15 protein-coding genes are annotated in these 16,932 nt (G+C 73.2%); 10 read left to right on the top strand and 5 right to left on the bottom strand.

From position 1 onward, the window contains the following. The first annotated feature begins 75 nt into the window (after positions 1–75). Complete coding sequence (gene glgA / locus ASD06_RS05960; RefSeq protein WP_056675061.1) at positions 76–1,278, top strand: glycogen synthase; 1,203 nt, start codon at positions 76–78, stop codon at positions 1,276–1,278. On the opposite strand, the gene ASD06_RS05955 is transcribed toward glgA, so the two are convergent. Continuing rightward, positions 1,268–2,053: a hypothetical protein gene (locus ASD06_RS05955; RefSeq protein ID WP_056674537.1), complete on the bottom strand. Its 786-nt coding sequence runs from the start codon at positions 2,051–2,053 to the stop codon at positions 1,268–1,270. The genes glgA and ASD06_RS05955 overlap by 11 nt on opposite strands. 72 nt (positions 2,054–2,125) lie before the next feature. Here ASD06_RS05955 and ASD06_RS05950 point away from each other — a divergent pair, with 72 nt between their 5' ends. Next, positions 2,126–2,908, top strand: a complete 783-nt coding sequence (locus ASD06_RS05950; RefSeq protein WP_056674536.1) for an ABC transporter ATP-binding protein — start codon at positions 2,126–2,128, stop codon at positions 2,906–2,908. Here ASD06_RS05950 and ASD06_RS19300 read toward each other — a convergent pair. After that, a complete protein-coding gene (locus ASD06_RS19300) occupies positions 2,905–3,975 on the bottom strand; it encodes a lytic transglycosylase domain-containing protein (protein WP_200941909.1) in 1,071 nt (356 codons plus the stop codon). The genes ASD06_RS05950 and ASD06_RS19300 overlap by 4 nt on opposite strands. A gap of 133 nt (positions 3,976–4,108) precedes the next feature. Here ASD06_RS19300 and ASD06_RS05940 point away from each other — a divergent pair, with 133 nt between their 5' ends. From ASD06_RS05940 to ASD06_RS05925, 4 genes are read left to right on the top strand one after another with little or no spacing between them, the layout of a single operon-like run. Continuing rightward, on the top strand, positions 4,109–4,579 hold the full coding sequence (locus ASD06_RS05940; protein ID WP_056674532.1) for an NfeD family protein: 471 nt from the start codon (positions 4,109–4,111) through the stop codon (positions 4,577–4,579). Next, on the top strand, positions 4,576–5,745 hold the full coding sequence (locus ASD06_RS05935; RefSeq protein WP_056674530.1) for an SPFH domain-containing protein: 1,170 nt from the start codon (positions 4,576–4,578) through the stop codon (positions 5,743–5,745). Before ASD06_RS05940 ends, ASD06_RS05935 begins: the two co-directional genes overlap by 4 nt. A 51-nt stretch (positions 5,746–5,796) precedes the next feature. Next, a complete protein-coding gene (locus ASD06_RS05930; RefSeq protein WP_056674528.1) occupies positions 5,797–6,570 on the top strand; it encodes a sulfite exporter TauE/SafE family protein in 774 nt (257 codons plus the stop codon). Beyond that, positions 6,570–7,382: an RNA methyltransferase gene (locus tag ASD06_RS05925; protein WP_056674526.1), complete on the top strand. Its 813-nt coding sequence runs from the start codon at positions 6,570–6,572 to the stop codon at positions 7,380–7,382. Before ASD06_RS05930 ends, ASD06_RS05925 begins: the two co-directional genes overlap by 1 nt. Before the next feature lie 3 nt (positions 7,383–7,385). On the opposite strand, the gene ASD06_RS05920 is transcribed toward ASD06_RS05925, so the two are convergent. Next, positions 7,386–7,937 carry a YbaK/EbsC family protein gene (locus tag ASD06_RS05920; protein WP_056674524.1) on the bottom strand — a complete coding sequence of 184 codons (552 nt, stop codon included), beginning with the start codon at positions 7,935–7,937 and terminating at the stop codon, positions 7,386–7,388. Between the two features lie 91 nt (positions 7,938–8,028). Here ASD06_RS05920 and ASD06_RS05915 point away from each other — a divergent pair, with 91 nt between their 5' ends. The 4 genes from ASD06_RS05915 to ASD06_RS05900 are packed head-to-tail and all read left to right on the top strand — an operon-like array spanning position 8,029 to position 14,404. Beyond that, positions 8,029–10,269, top strand: a complete 2,241-nt coding sequence (locus ASD06_RS05915) for an AAA family ATPase (RefSeq protein WP_056674523.1) — start codon at positions 8,029–8,031, stop codon at positions 10,267–10,269. A 26-nt stretch (positions 10,270–10,295) separates the two neighbouring features. After that, positions 10,296–11,723, top strand: coding sequence for a sigma 54-interacting transcriptional regulator (locus ASD06_RS05910; protein WP_056675059.1), 1,428 nt, complete (start codon positions 10,296–10,298; stop codon positions 11,721–11,723). Between the two features lie 45 nt (positions 11,724–11,768). After that, positions 11,769–13,763: a VWA domain-containing protein gene (locus ASD06_RS05905; RefSeq protein ID WP_056674521.1), complete on the top strand. Its 1,995-nt coding sequence runs from the start codon at positions 11,769–11,771 to the stop codon at positions 13,761–13,763. 8 nt (positions 13,764–13,771) lie between these two features. Further along, positions 13,772–14,404 (top strand): HAD family phosphatase, encoded by a 633-nt coding sequence (locus ASD06_RS05900; RefSeq protein WP_056674519.1) that lies wholly within the window; start codon positions 13,772–13,774, stop codon positions 14,402–14,404. Positions 14,405–14,448: 44 nt separating this feature from the next. Here the strand turns inward: ASD06_RS05900 and ASD06_RS05895 are convergent, their stop codons facing one another. Both ASD06_RS05895 and ASD06_RS05890 read right to left on the bottom strand, forming a co-directional pair. Further along, positions 14,449–15,948, bottom strand: a complete 1,500-nt coding sequence (locus ASD06_RS05895) for a DHA2 family efflux MFS transporter permease subunit (protein WP_056674517.1) — start codon at positions 15,946–15,948, stop codon at positions 14,449–14,451. A 120-nt stretch (positions 15,949–16,068) separates the two neighbouring features. Further along, positions 16,069–16,893: an NAD-dependent protein deacetylase gene (locus ASD06_RS05890; protein WP_056674516.1), complete on the bottom strand. Its 825-nt coding sequence runs from the start codon at positions 16,891–16,893 to the stop codon at positions 16,069–16,071. Between the last annotated feature and the right edge of the window lie 39 nt (positions 16,894–16,932).

Here is a 16,932-nt window from a genome sequence, read left to right as displayed (position 1 = left end):
GGCAGGAACCTAGCCCTCAGGCACCCCCGCCGCGAGGGGTGTCTCGCGGCCTTCCGCGCCACTACCGTGGCGAGCGTGCGCATCGACCTGCTGACCCGCGAGTACCCACCGGACGTCTACGGCGGAGCCGGGGTGCACGCCGCTGAGCTCGTCCGAGCGCTGCGGGCGCGTGAAGGCATCGAGGTGCAGGTGCGCTGCTTCGGGGCGCGGCGCGACGAGCCCGACACCACCGCCTACGCGCCGTTGCCGGACCTCGCCGACGCGAACGCCGCGCTGCAGACCCTCGGTGTCGACCTGCCCATGGCCCAGGACTGCGCCGGATCGGACGTCGTGCACTCGCACACCTGGTACGCCAACCTCGCCGGCCACCTCGCCTCGCTCCTGCACGGCGTGCCGCACGTGGTGACCGCCCACAGCCTCGAACCGTTGCGGCCGTGGAAGGCCGAGCAGCTCGGCGGCGGGTACGCCGTCTCGTCGTGGGCCGAGCGCACGGCCTACGAGAGCGCGGCCGCCGTCGTCGCGGTGAGCCACGGCATGCGCGCCGACGTCCTGCGCAGCTACCCGGACGTCGACCCTGACCGCGTGCACGTCATCCACAACGGCATCGACACCCAGGCTTGGGCCCGCCGCGAGCGCCCGGACGCCGTGCGGGCCCTCGGCGTCGACCCGGACGCACCGAGCGTGGTCTTCGTCGGGCGCATCACTCGCCAGAAGGGGCTGCCGTACTTCCTGCGCGCTGCGGCGGCGCTGCCGCCCGACGTCCAGCTGGTGCTGTGCGCCGGTGCGCCGGACACGCCGGAGATCATGCGCGAGGTCGAGTCGCTCGTGGGCCGGTTGCGGCACGAGCGGCAGGGGGTGGTGTGGATCGACCGCATGCTGCCCCGCGACGACGTCGTCGCGCTGCTGTCTGCCGGCACGGCTTTCGCGTGCCCGTCGGTGTACGAGCCGCTCGGCATCGTGAACCTCGAGGCGATGGCGTGCGAGCTGCCGGTGGTCGGCACGGCGACGGGCGGCATCCCCGAGGTGGTCGTGCACGGCGAGACCGGCTACCTCGTGCCCATCGAGCAGTCGGACGACGGCACGGGCCGCCCGCTCGATCCCGACCGCTTCGTGCGGGACCTGTCGGCAGCGCTCGTGCGCGCGGTGACCGACCCCGACGAGGCCAGGGCCATGGGCCTCGCCGGCCGCCGGCGCGCCGTCGAGGAGTTCGGTTGGGCGGCCATCGCCGAGCGCACCGCCGAGCTCTACGAGAAGGTCGCCGGCGAGCTCACACGCTGACGGGCTCGCCGTCGTTCACCGCCGCCACCAGCGCGCGCCGGCTCACGGTGTCGAGCCCGCGCAGCTCCTGCGCGCGACGCGTCGCCTCCCAGCCGCTCACCGCGGCGCCGTCGTCCTCGCGAGCGAGCTCGACGATGCTGCGCACCCGCCAGGCCAGGTCGATCACCCGCACGGCGCGCGGCGAGCACGAGGCGGGCAGGGGGCCGGTGGGTGCCGGGCGGCGCAGCGCCGCGACCTGCTCGGCGGCGTCGGGGCGCCAGCGGCCGACGTCGAGCTCGGTGAGCACGTCGGTCGCGGTCAACAGTGCCTGGCGCAGCTCGCGCTCGGCGTCGCTCGCGCTCGTGGCCGGGGGCGCGACGGCGGGCTCGCAGGCGAGCACGTGCCAGGTCACCTGGTGACCCAGCTCGTACGCCGAGCCGAACTCCACGACTTCGGGCACCAGCGCCAGCGGTGGGCCGCCCACCGTGACGACGCACTCGCCGGCGTCGAGCGCCGCCTCGTTGACCGCCGCAGGCCCCGGCAGGCCGGCGGGGTCGCCGGGCACGGGCAGCACCAGTCGCAGGCCGCGTACGCCACGTGCGCCCAGCCGCTCGACGAGCTCACCGAGCGCGGTCGGTCGGGGCCAGGCGTCGAGGCCGTCGGCGTCGTCGGAGTCGACAGCGTGAGGCTCGTCGTCACCCTGCACCGCGCGCACCAGGGCGTCGAGCGGCGCCCGCCCCGCCAGCACCGGGGCCGCCCACAGGGCGAGGCTCGCCGAGCGCGGCAGTGCAGTCACCGCACCAGGGTACGGCGGCCGGTGTCATAGGGTCGGGCCGTACGGTCTGCGCAGCCGAGTCGAGGAGCCTGGATGAGTGACGTGCTCGAGCTGGCCGGCGTGACGGTCGTCCGTGGTTCGAACACGTTGCTGGACGACGTCAGCTGGCAGGTCAGCGAGGGCGAGCGCTGGGTCGTGCTGGGTCCGAACGGTGCCGGCAAGACCACCCTGCTGCAGATCGCGTCGGCGCGCATGCACCCCACGCGTGGGGTGGCCGCAGTGCTGAGCGAGGTGCTCGGCACGTCCGACGTCTTCGAGCTGCGCCCGCGGATCGGTCTGGCCAGCGCGGCCCTGTCTGACCGGATCCCGGCCTCCGAGCGGGTCGGCGACGTCGTGGTCACCGCCTCGTACGGCGTCACGGGCCGCTGGCGCGAGCGGTACGACGAGCTCGACCACGCCCGGGCCCAGTCGCTGCTCGAGACCCTCGGCGTGGCCCACCTGTCCGACCGCACGTTCGGCACGCTCAGCGAGGGCGAGCGCAAGCGGGTGCAGATCGCCCGGGCGCTCATGACCGACCCCGAGCTCATGCTGCTCGACGAGCCGGCCGCGGGGCTGGACCTGGCCGGGCGCGAGGACCTCGTGCGCCGCCTGGGCCAGATCGCCGAGGACATCTACGCCCCGGCCCTCGTGCTCGTGACCCACCACGTCGAGGAGATCCCCCCGCACTTCACCGACGTGCTGCTGCTGCGCCAGGGACGCGTCATCGCCCAGGGCCCGCTCGAGCTCACGCTCACCGAGCACAACCTCGAGGCGACGTTCGGCCTGCCCCTGGTGCTCGAGCGGCACGGCGACCGCTGGACGGCTCGAGCCCGCTAGGGTCCCGCCCGCAGCTGCGTCTGCACCGCGAGCACGAGATCGACGTACCACTGCGCGTGGTTGTAGCGCAGCAGCGCCGCCTGCACGCCGGACGGCGAGCCCGCGCCGCCGGAGCAGAGGTAGCGGGCCGCGGTGTACACGGCGTCGGCCGGTGCCCACGGGTCGAGGCGGCCGTCGTGGTCGCCGTCGACGGCGTAGGCCGCGAAGGTCCTCGGCATGAACTGCATCGGCCCGACGGCGCCCGCTGAGCTGACGGCGCTGTTGCGTCCGTGACCGCTCTCGACCTGACCGACGGCAGCCAGGAGGGTCCAGTCCATGCCGCGGCAGGTCCGGGCGGCCGCGTGGTAGAGATCGAAGTAGACGGCGGGCGGCGCCTGGGCGCGCACCCGGCTCAGTGCCTGGGTCTGTGCCGCGGCCATGCGGGCTCGCGCCTGCGCGAGCGCGCGGGCGGCGTCCTCGGCCTCGGTGAGCGTGCGCGCCCGCGCTGAGAGCCCGTCGAGCGTGGCCTGAGCCGCCTCGACCAGGGCCTGCGCCTGGTCGACGCGCAGCGCGATCTGCGCGGCTGTCACCACGGCCGCGTCGGTCTGTCGCTGCGACCGCGCCGCGACGTCGGCCGCCACCTTGGCTCGGGCTGCGGCGTCGTCCGCCGTCGCGCGCGCCGACGACAGCACCTGCTGCACCGCCTCGGCTCGCGCCGACAGCTCGCTCACGTCGCCGGATTCCAGCAGCGAGCTGAGCAGGCCGGCCTGACCTCCACTGAGGTAGAGCGCGCGGGCCGAGGCGGCACTGCGGTCGGCGGCCAGGGCGGCCGCCTGCTCGGCGGCCACGCGAGCCTCGTCGTCGAGCAGGAAGCCGCTGACCTGCTGGCCCACCTGGCTCACCGTCTGCGCCAGCGCCGCGTCGGCGGTGTCGAGCTGGGCGGTGAGGTCGCGTACCCGCTGCGCGGCCGCGGTGGCTCGTTCTCGGGCCGTCGCCGCGTCCTCGGCCTCGGCGCGGCCGGCGGGTGCCAGCAGCAGCACCAGCAGCGCCAGCGCCGCACCGCGGCGTAGCGGGGTCGCGAGGCTCACGTCCGGTGCATCGGCGCGGGTGCTGGCCCACTTGATCACGAGCGTGGGAGGGTGAGCCATCCGGGGGAACCCAGCCGAGCCCCCGGCACGTCTGATGGGTGCGACACACCCGGGACGCTCTGTGGAGGGGACCATGACCTGGATCACCGAGCACCCGGCGCTGGCCTGGCTCGCCGTCGCGCTCGTGCTGGCCGCGGTCGAGGTGGCCACGTTCGACCTGATCTTCATCATGCTGGCCGTGGGCGCGCTGGCGGGGGCGCTGGTGGCCGGCCTCGGGGCGCCGTTCGTCCTCCAGGTGCTCGCCGCCGTGGCCGTCGCGCTGCTGCTCATCGGGCTGCTGCGTCCAGCGCTCGTGCGGCGCCTGCACCAAGGGCCCGACACCATCACCGGCACGGCCGCCCTGGTGGGCCGCGAGGCGCGCGTGCTCGAGACGGTGACGGAGACCGGCGGCCGGATCAAGCTCAGGGGCGAGGTGTGGTCTGCGCGCACCGACGGACGCACCCGCCCTGACACCATCCTGCCCGGGCAGCCCGTCCGGGTCGTTTCCATCGAGGGGGCCACTGCCGTCGTGACGGCGGCCGGCCGGGAACCGGAGAGGTCATGAACTCAGGTCAGACGGCGGTGCTCGTCGTCCTGGCGGTGCTGGTGCTGTTCGCGATCATCGTCATCATCCGCACCATCCGGGTGGTGTCGCAGGCGACCGCGATCATCATCGAGCGGCTGGGCCGCTACTCGCGCACGCTCGAGGCGGGCCTGCACCTGCTGATCCCGTTCGTCGACAAGCCGAGGGCCATCGTCGACCTGCGCGAGCAGGTGGTGTCGTTCCCGCCGCAGCCGGTCATCACCTCCGACAACCTCGTGGTGAGCATCGACACGGTCATCTACTTCCAGGTGACCGAGCCCAAGGCCGCGGTGTACGAGATCGCCAACTACATCCAGGGCATCGAGCAGCTCACCGTCACGACCTTGCGCAACGTGGTCGGCTCGATGGATCTCGAGCAGACGCTGACCAGCCGCGACCAGATCAACGGCCAGCTGCGCGGCGTGCTGGACGAGGCCACCGGCAAGTGGGGCGTTCGCGTCAACCGGGTCGAGCTGAAGTCGATCGACCCGCCCGCGTCGATCCAGGGCTCCATGGAGCAGCAGATGCGGGCCGAGCGTGACCGGCGCGCGACGATCCTGACCGCAGAGGGCGTCAAGCAGTCCCAGATCCTCACCGCCGAGGGTGAGAAGCAGTCGAACATCCTGCGCGCCGAGGGCACGGCGCAGGCGGCGATCCTCAACGCCCAGGGCGAGGCGCGAGCGATCCTGCAGGTCTTCGACGCGATCCACCGCGGTGACCCCGACCAGAAGCTGCTCGCCTACCAGTACCTGCAGATGCTGCCGCAGATCGCGCGGGGCGACTCCAACAAGCTGTGGATCATCCCCAGCGAGATCGGCGAGGCGCTCAAGGGGATCGGCGGCGTCCTCGGTCGCTTCCAGCCGTCGGACGACGGTGCCGCGGGGGCCAGCGCGCGGCCAGCCGCGCCGGGTGGGCCCCATGAGGACGACCTGCTGGGTGGGGCCACCTTGCAGGACCCCAACGAGGCACTGGCCCAGGCGCGCCGCGAGTCGGCCGGCGCGAGCGCCGAGGCCGAGGGTGCGGCGTCGACCACCGTGCATCCCGGCCCGATGCCCGGCCGCGCTCCGGGACACCCCGGCCTGCTCGGCGACGTCGAGGACGCGTCGGGTCCCCAGCCTGGCGAGGAGCCTCGTCCCCCCACCCCCTGAGCCGGCCCACCCGTGCACTTCGGACCCGAAGTGCACGGCTAGAGTCGTCCGGTGCCCTGGTACGAGCTGCTCGCGATCTTCGCCGCGGGTGTGGCCGCCGGCACGATCAACACCATCGTGGGGTCCGGCAGCCTCATCACGTTCCCGACGTTGCTGGCCTTCGGCTTCCCGCCGGTCACCGCCAACGTCTCGAACAACATCGGCATGGTGCCCGGTGGCCTGTCGGGCACCTGGGGCTACCGGCGTGAGCTGATCGGCCAGGGACCGCTGATCCGGCGCCTGGTGCCGATGTCGCTGCTGGGGTCGGTGACGGGGGCGCTGCTGCTGCTGTGGCTTCCCGCGGCGGCGTTCCAGGCCATCGTGCCGGTGCTGCTGGCGATCTCGCTGGTGCTCGTGGTGCTCCAGCCGCGGCTGCAGGCGCGCGTCCTCGAGCGTCATGCCGACCCCGACGCCGGGCCGCACCGCCTGCACCAGCCGCTGCTGCTCGGTGGCACCTTCGGGGCCGGCGCGTACGGCGGCTACTTCGGGGCGGCGCAGGGCGTGCTGCTCATGGGCCTGCTCGGCTCGCTGGTGCCCGAGTCGATGCAGCGGCTGAACGCGGTCAAGAACGTGCTCTCCCTCGTCGTCAACAGCGTCGCCGCCGTCACCTTCGCGGTCGTGGCCCGCGACCACATCGACCCCGCCGCGGTGGGGCTCGTCGCCGCCGGTTCGCTCGTCGGTGGCCTGCTGGGCGCGCGCTTCGGACGTCGGCTGCCGCCCACGGTGCTGCGCGGCCTGATCGTGGTCGTGGGCCTGGTCGCCATCGCCCGGGTGCTGACCAGCTGATGGTCATCCAGATCAGCGACCCAGACGACTCGAGGGTGCGGGACTACACCCAGCTCACCGACATGGCGCTGCGCCGGACGCGCGAGCCGGAGGAGGGGCTCTACCTCGCCGAGAGCGACAAGGTGATCCGGCGGGCTCTCGAGGCCGGGCACCGTCCGCGCTCGTACCTCATGGCGCCCCGGTGGCTCGACGACCTGGCCGACCTGGTCGCCGACGCCGACCGCGACGGCGTGCCCGTGTACGTCGGTGAGCCGCCGGTGCTCGAGGCGCTCACCGGCTTCCACCTGCACCGCGGTGCGATCGCCGCGATGCACCGCCCGCCGTTGCCGGACCTGGACGCCGTGATCGCGGGCGCACGTCGCGTCGCGGTGCTCGAGGACGTGGTCGACCACACCAACGTGGGCGCCATGTTCCGTTCGGCCGCCGCCTTGGGCGTCGACGCCGTGCTGGTGACTCCCCGCTGCGCCGACCCGCTCTACCGGCGCAGCGTGCGGGTGTCGATGGGCACGGTGTTCCAGGTGCCCTGGACGCGGATCGAGCCATGGCCCACCGCCGTGGAGACGTTGCAGCGCAGCGGTTTCACCGTCGCCGCGCTGGCGCTGAGTGACGACTCGGTGGCCCTGGACGAGCTGGCGGCCGACCCGCCCGAACGGCTGGCGCTCGTGCTCGGCACCGAGGGTCACGGCCTGAGCCACCGCACGGTGGCGTCGTCCGACGTCGTGGTGCGCATCCCCATGAGCGGGGGAGTCGACTCGCTCAACGTCGCGGCCGCCAGCGCGGTCGCGTTCTGGGCGCTGCGCGTGCGTGCCTAGCGCTCAGCGTCCCAGGCCCTCCACGACGACCGCGCGAGGCAGCTGCGCCACGGCCGCGCCCGCGAGCACCAGCTTGCTGCGCCGCACGCCCGACCCGACGATCACGACGTCACTCGTGGCGACCTGCGCGTCCACCAGCAGCTGCCAGGCGCCGGGCAGCCCGACTGGCGTGATGCCGCCGTACTCCATGCCGGTGCGCTCGACCGCGTCGTCCATCGCAAGGAACGAGGCCTTGCGGACGTCGAGCAGACGGCGCACCGCGTTGTTGACGTCCGCGCGGGTCGTCGCCAGCACCACGCAGGCTGCGACCCGCTCGTCCCCGGCCCGTCGGCCGCCGACCACGACGCAGTTGGCCGAGACCTCCAGCGGGACGTCGTAGGCGTCGGTCATCGCGGCGGTGTCGGCGAGCTCGGGGTCGATCTCGGTGACGGCCACGTCGTGCGCGTGCGGCCAGCGGCGCAGCACCGAGGCGACCGGGTCCGCGAGCAGGTCGGGACGCGCGAGCGCCGGTCGGGTCAGCTGCAGGCGACCGAGGACGTCGGTGGGCTGCGTCATGCGCCCACGCTATCCCGGCCGGTGGCATAGGATCGATGCCCGCGTCGTCCTGCACCAGGCGCGCCACCACCGGGGAGAGGGTCCGCGGACCGTGAGTGACCAGAGCGCCGATCGCGCTGCCGAGCAGGCGCACCTGGATGTCGTCTACCGACGCCTGGACCAGCTCGTCGAGGCCGCCCAGCAGCAGCTGGCCGCAGTGCGCCGTACCGGATCGGTCGGGACACCGCAGGCGAGGTCGGAGCGCGACGCGTTCGCGACCACGCTCGAGCACCGGATCGCCCAGCTGCGCGCGGTGCAGGACCGGCTGGTGTTCGGCCGGCTCGACCTGCGCTCGGGCGAGCGGCACCACATCGGTCGGGTCGGCATCAGCGACGAGCAGCAGGACAAGCTGCTCGTCGACTGGCGGGCCCCGGTGGCCGCGCCCTTCTACCAGGCGACGCCGGCCGCACCGGGTGACGTCGTGCGTCGCCGGCACCTCACGACGTCCGGCCGCGAGGTCGTGCACCTCGACGACGAGGTGCTCGACCTGTCGGCCATCTCCGACAGCGACCGGGCGACGCTGCAGGGCGAGGGCGCGCTGATGGCCGCGGTGACCGCCCCGCGCACCGGACGCATGGGCGACATCGTCGCGACGATCCAGGGCGAGCAGGACCGCATCGTCCGCGACGAGCTCGCCGGCGTGCTGGTGGTGCAGGGCGGCCCGGGCACCGGCAAGACGGCCGTCGCGCTGCACCGCGCGGCGTACCTGCTGTTCACCCACCGCCGCCGGCTCGAGCGCTCGGGCGTGCTCGTGGTCGGGCCGGGCCGGCTGTTCCTGCGCTACATCGAGCAGGTGCTGCCCTCGCTCGGTGAGTCCGGCGTCGTGATGGCGACGCCGGGCACGCTCTTCCCGGGGGTCGAGGCCGAGCGCGACGACGCGGATGACGTCGCGCGCGTCAAGGGCGATCTGCGCATGGTGCAGGTGCTGGAGCAGGCGGTGCGCGACCGCCAGCGCCTGCCGGACGACGACCTCGAGCTGCGCGTCGGCTCGCGGACGCTGGTGCTCACGCGCTCTGCGGTCGCGGCGGCCCGGGCGCGGGCCCGCTCCACCGGGGCACCGCACAACGCCGCGCGCGTGACGTTCGTCAAGGACCTCCTGCGCCACCTAGCCGGCCAGTTCGCCGAACAGCTGCGCCAGCCCCTGACCGACGACCTGCGCCAGGAGCTCGACGCCGACCTGCGCGACTCGCGCGACGTGCGGGTCAACCTCAACCTGCTCTGGATGCCGTTGCAGCCGCAGCGCTTGCTCACCGACCTGTTCGCGGTCGACAGCCGCCTGGACTCCGCGGCGCGCCAGCTCACGCCCGCCGAGCGCGACCTGCTGCGACGCGAACGGGGCGCGCCCTGGACGGTGCACGACGTGCCCCTTCTCGACGAGCTGGCCGAGCTGATGGGTGACGACGGGGAGGCGGCGCGCGCTGAGGACCGACGTCGGGCCGCCGAGCTGGCCGGTGAGCTCGACTACGCCCGCGGCGTGCTGCAGATGACGCGCCTGGACAACCCCGTGGTGAGCGCCGAGATGCTGGCTGAGCAGTTCGCCGCTCTCGGCCCGACGCTGAGCGTCGCCGAGCGCGCCGAGGCCGACCGGTCGTGGGCGTACGGGCACCTCATCGTCGACGAGGCGCAGGAGCTCACGCCGATGATGTGGCGCTTGCTCGCCCGGCGCGCTCCGGGTCGCTCCTGGACGGTCGTGGGCGACCTCGCCCAGCGGGGGTCGGCAGCCGGGGCGTCGTCGTGGGCGGCCGTGCTGGAGCCGGTGGCGGCGGGCCGCTGGCGTGAGCGGCAGCTCAGCGTGAGCTACCGGACGCCGGCCCGCGTGCTGCGCGTCGCCGAGTCGCTCGCGCGCGCGAACGGCCTGCCGGTGACCGCCGTCGATTCGGTGCGCGAGGGCGACTTCGACCCCGTGGTGGTCGGCCGTGAGCCCGGCGAGGCCGGCGCGGTCGAGGACGTCGTCGGCCGGCTGCTCGACGAGAGCAGTGACGGCACCGTGGCTGTCGTGGGCCCGACGCCGGAGCTGGCCGCCCTCACCAAGGCGCTCGGCGCGGCGTGGCCCGACCTCGTGGGCGACGCCTCGCGCACGGCGCTCAGCGTGCGCGTGAGCGTGCTGAGCCCCGAGCAGGTCAAGGGCCTGGAGTTCGACGACGTCGTGGTGGTCGAACCCGCCGCGATCGTCGCGGCGTCGGCGCGCGGCCTGAGCGATCTCTATGTCGCGCTCTCGCGGCCCACCCGCCGACTGGTGGTGGTGCACGGCGAAGCGCTTCCGGCAGGCATGGACGGTCTGTCGCGCTGGTGACGCAGGGCGAGGCGTACCGTGAGGCGGTGACCCCAGCTTCCGCCGCTTCCAGGCCGCTGACGCCTCCCGACGACCTCCCGCGCACCCTCGGCGCCCTGCGCGCGAGCGGCCACGTGCACCGCACGGTCAAGGAGGAGATCCGCACCAACCTGGTGCGCCTGCTGCACGCCGACGAACCGCGGTTCGAGGGCATCGTCGGCTTCGACTCCACGGTGCTGCCCGAGCTCGAGCGGGCGCTGCTCGCCGGCCACGACGTCGTCCTGCTGGGCGAGCGCGGCCAGGGCAAGACGCGTCTGATCCGCTCGCTCGTCGCCCTGCTCGACGAGTGGACGCCGGTGATCGAGGGGGCCGAGCTCGGCGAGCACCCCTACGACCCGATCACCCCGGCCTCGCGTCGGCGCGCCGCCGAGCTGGGGGACGACCTCCCGGTCACGTGGCGGCACCGCTCGCATCGCTACAGCGAGAAGCTCGCCACACCCGACACCAGCGTGGGCGACCTCATCGGCGACGTCGACCCCATCCGGGTGGCGGAGGGCAGGCCGCTCGGCGACCCCGAGACGATCCACTTCGGTCTCGTGCCGCGCACCCACCGCGGGATCTTCGCGGTCAACGAGCTGCCCGACCTCGCCGAGCGCATCCAGGTCTCCTTGCTCAACGTGCTCGAGGAGCGCGACGTGCAGGTGCGCGGTTACCAGCTGCGCCTGCCGCTCGACCTGCTGCTCGTGGCGAGCGCGAACCCCGAGGACTACACCAACCGCGGGCGGATCATCACCCCGCTCAAGGACCGCTTCGGTGCCGAGGTGCGCACCCACTACCCGCTCGAGCTGGAAGACGAGGTCGCCCTCGTGCGTCAAGAGGCCGACGTGGTGACTGAGGTGCCCGACCACGTGCTCGAGGTGGTGGCGCGCTTCACCCGGCTGGTGCGCGAGTCGCCGTCGGTCGACGCCCGCTCCGGTGTCTCGGCGCGCTTCGCCGTCGCGGCGGCCGAGACGGCCTCGGCTGCAGCGCTGCGCCGCGGCGCGCTGGCCGGCGAGGACTCGCCCGTGGCCCGAGTGGGCGACACCGAGTCGGTGGTGGGCACCTTGCGCGGCAAGGTCGAGTTCGAGAGCGGTGAGGAGGGCCGCGAGGTCGAGGTGCTCGCGCACCTGCTGCGCCTCGCCGTCGCCGAGACGTTCCGGGCCCACCTCGGAGGCGTCGACCTGTCGGGCTTCGTCGAGCTCGTCGACGACGGGGGCAGCATCGAGACCGGTGAGCTGGTGAGCTCGGCTGAGGTGCTGCGGCAGGTCGGGACGGTCGCCGGGCTCGCCAAGGTGCTCGACCGGCTCGGCATGGGTGATGCGCCGTCACCTGCCCATGCCGCCGCTGCCGTCGACCTCGTGCTCGAGGGGCTCCACCTGACGCGGCGCCTGGCCAAGGACACCACCGACGACGGCCGCACCGTCTACGGCGGCTGACCGGCGAAGCGGGGGAGCGGAGAGCGGGAGAGCGGAGAGCGCACGATGGCACGACACCAGCGCGGGCGGCGCAGCCGGTACGGCGCGTGGCACGGCGGCGCGGACCCGCTCGCACCGCCCTTCGACGTGCGAGCCGCCGTCGACCAGCTGGGTGAGCAGGTGCTCGCGGGCGAGAGCCTGCGCGAGGCCCTCGCCGACCTGCTGCGCCGGGGTCCGGACGGCGAGCGCGGACACGGGCTCGACGACCTGTTCGAGCGAGCCCGGCGGATGCGGCGCGACGCGCTGCGTCGAGGTCGCCTCGACGGCACCGTGACCCGAGCCCAAGCCCTGCTCGACCAGGCGCTGGCCGCCGAGCGGGAGGCGCTGTCGGGCCGGCAGGACGACGACGCGCGCTTCGCCGAGGCCCGGTTGGACGCTCTGCCGCGCTCGACGTCGCGTGCGGTGCAGGAGCTGTCGGACTACGACTGGGTGAGTCCCGAGGCGCGCGCCGACTACGAGCGCATTCTCAGCGAGCTGCGTGATGAGGTGCTCGACCAGCGGTTCGCAGGACTGCGCGAGGCGCTGAAGGGTGCCGACCCGGCGTCCAACCCCGAGGCGCAGCAGGCGCTGTCGCACATGCTGTCCGACCTCGAGGACCTCCTCTCGCGCCACGCGCGCGGTGAGGACGTCGACGACGCGTTCGCGCAGTTCATGGCCCAACACGGCGACTTCTTCCCCGAGAACCCGCAGGACGTCGACGAGCTCGTCGACCTGCTCGCGCGGCGCGCTGCAGCGGGGGAGCGGCTGATGCGTTCCCTCACGCCGGCTCAGCGCGAAGAGCTGTCGTCGCTCATGCAGCAGGCGTTCGGCGGGTCGGGCCTCGGCGAGCAGCTGTCCGCGCTCAGCGAGACGCTGCGTTCACTGCGGCCGGACCTTCCGTGGGGCCGGGGCGACCAGCTGAAGGGTGACCAGCCCCTGGGGTACGGCGAGGCGACGGGGGCGCTGGCCGAGGTGGCCGACCTCGACGACCTGCTCGAGCAGCTGGGTCAGCAGCATCCTGGTGCCACGCTCGACGACATCGATGTCGAGGCGGTCGAGCGCCAGCTCGGCCGCCGGGCGGCCGACGACGTCCGGCGGCTGCAGCAGCTCGAGCGCGAGCTGCGCCGCCAGGGCTGGCTGAGCGGTTCGTCCACCGATGCGCTTCTGACGCCGAAGGCGTTGCGGCGCTTGGGGTCCACAGCCCTCAATCGGGTGTTCGCGCAGCTGACCGCCGACGGACGCGGCGAGCACGACGTGCGTTCCGCCGGCGCCGCCGGCGAGGCGACCGGGGCTTCGCGGGCGTGGGAGTTCGGCGATGAGCAACCGCTCGACGTCGTGCGCACGGTGAGCAACGCGCTGCGCCGCCACGGTGCGGTGACAGGGCGAGCGGTCCGGCTGGAGGTCGAGGACTTCGAGGTGGTCGAGACCGAACGACGGGCCGGTGCGGCGGTCGCACTGTGCGTCGACCTGTCGTTCTCGATGGTGGCCGAGGGCCGCTGGGGGCCGATGAAGCAGACCGCGCTCGCGCTCTCGCACCTGGTGGCGACCCGGTTCCCGCAGGACGCGCTGCAGATCATCGGTTTCGGCCGGTACGCCATGACGCTCACGCCCGGCGAGCTGGCCGCCACCGAGCCGGACTTCGTGCAGGGCACCAACCTGCAGCACGCGCTCATGCTGGCGCGCCGGCACCTGCGCAAGCACAGCGACGGCGACCCGGTCGTCCTCGTCGTCACCGACGGCGAGCCCACGGCGCACCTGGAGGCCGACGGCGAGGCCACCTTCGCCTGGCCGCCGCGCTCGAGCACGATCCGAGCCACCGTCGACGAGGTCGACCAGCTCACGCGGTACGGCGCCACCCTCAACGTCTTCATGCTGGGCGAGGACGGCGGCCTGCGCCGGTTCGTCGACGCCATCGCCCGGCGCAGTGGCGGTCGGGTGTTCACGCCGTCCACCCGCGACCTCGGGCAGTACGTCGTGAGCGACTACCTGCGAGCGCGGCGCGGACGGCGGCGAGCGGGTTGACGGCCGCGATGACCTCGCCACGCGCCGTGGTGTTCGACCTCGGCAACGTCCTGATCCGCTGGGACCCGCACCCGGCCATCGCGCGGGGAGTCGGCGCCGAGCACGCCACGCGGTTCCTGGGCGCCGCCGACTTCGACTTCCTGGCGTGGAACCACGAGCAGGACGCCGGACGGTCCTGGCAGGAGGGTGAGGCGCTCGTGGCGCAGACCCACCCGCACTGGGCCCAGGCGGCGCGCGCCTACCGCGAGCACTTCGCCGAGTCGCTCGTGGGGCCGGTGCACGACACGGTCGAGCTGCTCACCGAGCTGCACGCGGCCGGCGTTCGCTTGCTGGCTCTCACGAACTGGTCGGCGGAGCTGTTCCCGGTGGCCCGCCGGGACTTTCGGTTCTTGGGCCTGTTCGACGACATCGTCGTCTCGGGGCAGGAGCAGCTGGCTAAGCCGGATGCGCGGATCTTCAGGGTGCTGGAGCGCCGGGCCGGAGTTCCCCTCGCGGCGTGCGTGTTCATCGACGACAGCCGACGCAACGTCGAGAGCGCACGAGCGCTCGGGATGGACGCGATCCTGTTCGAGGACACCGGTCACCTGCGTGCTGACCTGCACGAGCGTGGTCTGCCCGTCGCGGCCCCCAGCCCGGACTGAGCCTGCGACCGAGCGAGGGGGCCGAGACGGTGTCACCCGTCCGGTCAGTGCACGACGACGGGGGTGGGCCCAGTCTCGTCGCCCGCCAGCAGCCGCGACTCCTCGCGCTTGCGGGGCAGGAAGTACGCCGGGATCAGCGTCAGTGTGACGAGGAAGGCGGCGACCCAGAAGGTGTGGCTGAACGCCGCCGCCGCGGCCGCAGGTGCCTCGGCGGGGCTGGTCGGCCGGTTGTCGGCCAGCGCGTTGGTGAGGACGACCGAGAAGATGGCCACGCCGACCGAGCTGGCGATCTGCTGGGTGATGTTGAGCAGCGTCGACCCGCGCGCGACCTCGTGGTGGGTCAGCGTCTTCAGCGCCGACGTCATGATCGGCATCATCGTGGCGCCCATGCCCAGCCCCATGACGAACAGCACGGGGATCAAGAAGCCCCAGTGCGAGGAGTCCGCCTGGATCTGGGTCAGTGCGAACATCCCGCCGATGATGCCGACCAGGCCGAAGGGCACGATCCGCCCCACCGGGAACCGGTCGGTGAGTGCGCCGGCGATGGGCATCGTGACCATGGCCCCCACGCCCTGGGGAGCCACGAGCCAGCCGGCGTTCAGCGGTGACTCGCCCTGCACCTGCTGCAGGAACTGAGGCACGAGCAGCAGGCCGCCGAAGAAGGCCGCGGCGAAGATGAACATCGTGGTCACCGAGACCGTGAGGTTGCGGTTGCGGAACAGCCGCAGGTCGAGCAGCGGGTGCTCGGGCCGGAAGCTGTAGACGACGAACGCCGCCATCAGGGCCAGACCGAGCAGGCCGGGCAGCAGCACCTTGGTGTGGCCGAAACCGCCCTCGCCCGGGATCGACGACACGCCGTAGAGGAACAGCGCCAGGCCGGGGCTCATCATGAGCATGCCCACGAAGTCGAACGACTCCGACGGGTGCGGGGAGTCCTTGGCGAGCGCGAACGAGGCGTAGATCAGCGCGACTGCACCGATCGGCACGTTGATGAGGAAGATCCAGTGCCAGCTGAAGTGGTCGATCAGCCACCCACCGAGGATCGGGCCGAAGATGGGGCCCAGCAGCATCGGGACGCCGAGGATCGCCATCAGGCGACCCATCCGGGCCGGCCCGGCGGCGCGGGTCATGATCGTCATGCCGAGCGGCATCAGCATGCCGCCACCGAGGCCCTGCAGCACCCGGAAGCCGATGAGCATCTCGATCGAGGTCGCGGTGGCGCACAGTGCGGACCCGAGCGTGAACAGCAGGATCGCGAGCATGTAGAGCCGCTTGGTGCCGAACCGGTCGGCCGCCCAGCCAGACAGCGGGATGACCGTCGCCAGGGCCAGGGTGTAGCCGGTGACGGTCCACGCGACGTCGGAGTAGGCGAGCGGCTGGCCGCCGTCGGCGAACGCCGTCTGGAACGTGCGCAGCGCGACGTTCACGACGGTGATGTCGAGGATGGACATGATGGCCCCGAGGACGACCACGCCGGCGACCTTCAGCACGGCCGCGTCGATCTTCTCGGGGTACTCCGCCGGGGGTGCAGTGGGGGTTGTCATGGGTGCCTCACGAGATGCGGTAGTCGGCAGGAGCGCGCCAGCACCCGCTGTGCACCAGCGCCTCGCCGAGGCTAACGCGACCCACCGACAACGCCGAACGCTTTTGTGGCGGCTCGTGCGTCAGGCCGCGGTGGAGCTCACGAGCGCGTCCGCCAGCGCGGTCAGGGTGGGGGAGCAGCCGGCGTCGATGCGCACGTCGACCAGGTCGTCGCCCCGCGTCGGCCCTCGGTTGACCAGCACGACGGGGATGCCGTCTCGGGCGGCCCGGCGGACGAAGCGCAGGCCCGACTGCACCGTGAGCGACGTACCGGCCACGAGCAGGACGTCGGCCGCCTCGACCCAGTCGTAGCAGCGCTGCACGCGGTCCTTGGGCACGTTCTCGCCGAAGAACACGACGTCCGGTTTGAGCGGCCCGCGGCACACCAGGCAGGGCGCCAGCACGAAGCCGTCGTAGCGCTCGAGCTCGGCGTCGCCGTCCGGGGCGGTGGTGGCGCTGTCGTCGCCGAATCCGGGGTTGAGCTCGTCGAGGCGGTCGTGCAGGGCCGCGCGTGACGTCATCTCGCCACAGCGCAGGCAGACGACGTCCGCGATCCGGCCGTGCAGGTCGACGACCTCGCGCGAGCCGGCGGCGGAGTGCAGGCCGTCGACGTTCTGGGTGATGAGGGCGGTGAGGGCGCCGGCGCCCTCCATGGCAGCCAGCGCGCGGTGCCCGTCGTTGACCTCCGCCCGGCGCATGCGCCCCCACCCGACGTGGCTGCGAGCCCAGTAGCGCTGCTGAGCGGCGGGGCCGGAGACGAACTCCTGGTAGGTCATGGGTGAGCGGGGCACCGAGCCCGGGCCGCGGTAGTCCGGGATGCCGGAGTCGGTCGACAGACCGGCGCCGGTGAGGGCGACCACGCGACGTCCGGCCAGCAGCTCGGCGGCGCGCGCGACGTCAGGACTCACCGCACCAGGGTACGTCGGGCAGCTACCTGCGCTCGGGCA

It is taken from the genome of Angustibacter sp. Root456, assembly GCF_001426435.1.
In the GTDB taxonomy this organism is placed as follows: Bacteria; Actinomycetota; Actinomycetes; order Actinomycetales; family Angustibacteraceae; genus Angustibacter.
The sequence above is the reverse complement of the archived record's forward strand: the minus strand, read 5'-3'. Positions and strand labels throughout refer to the sequence as shown.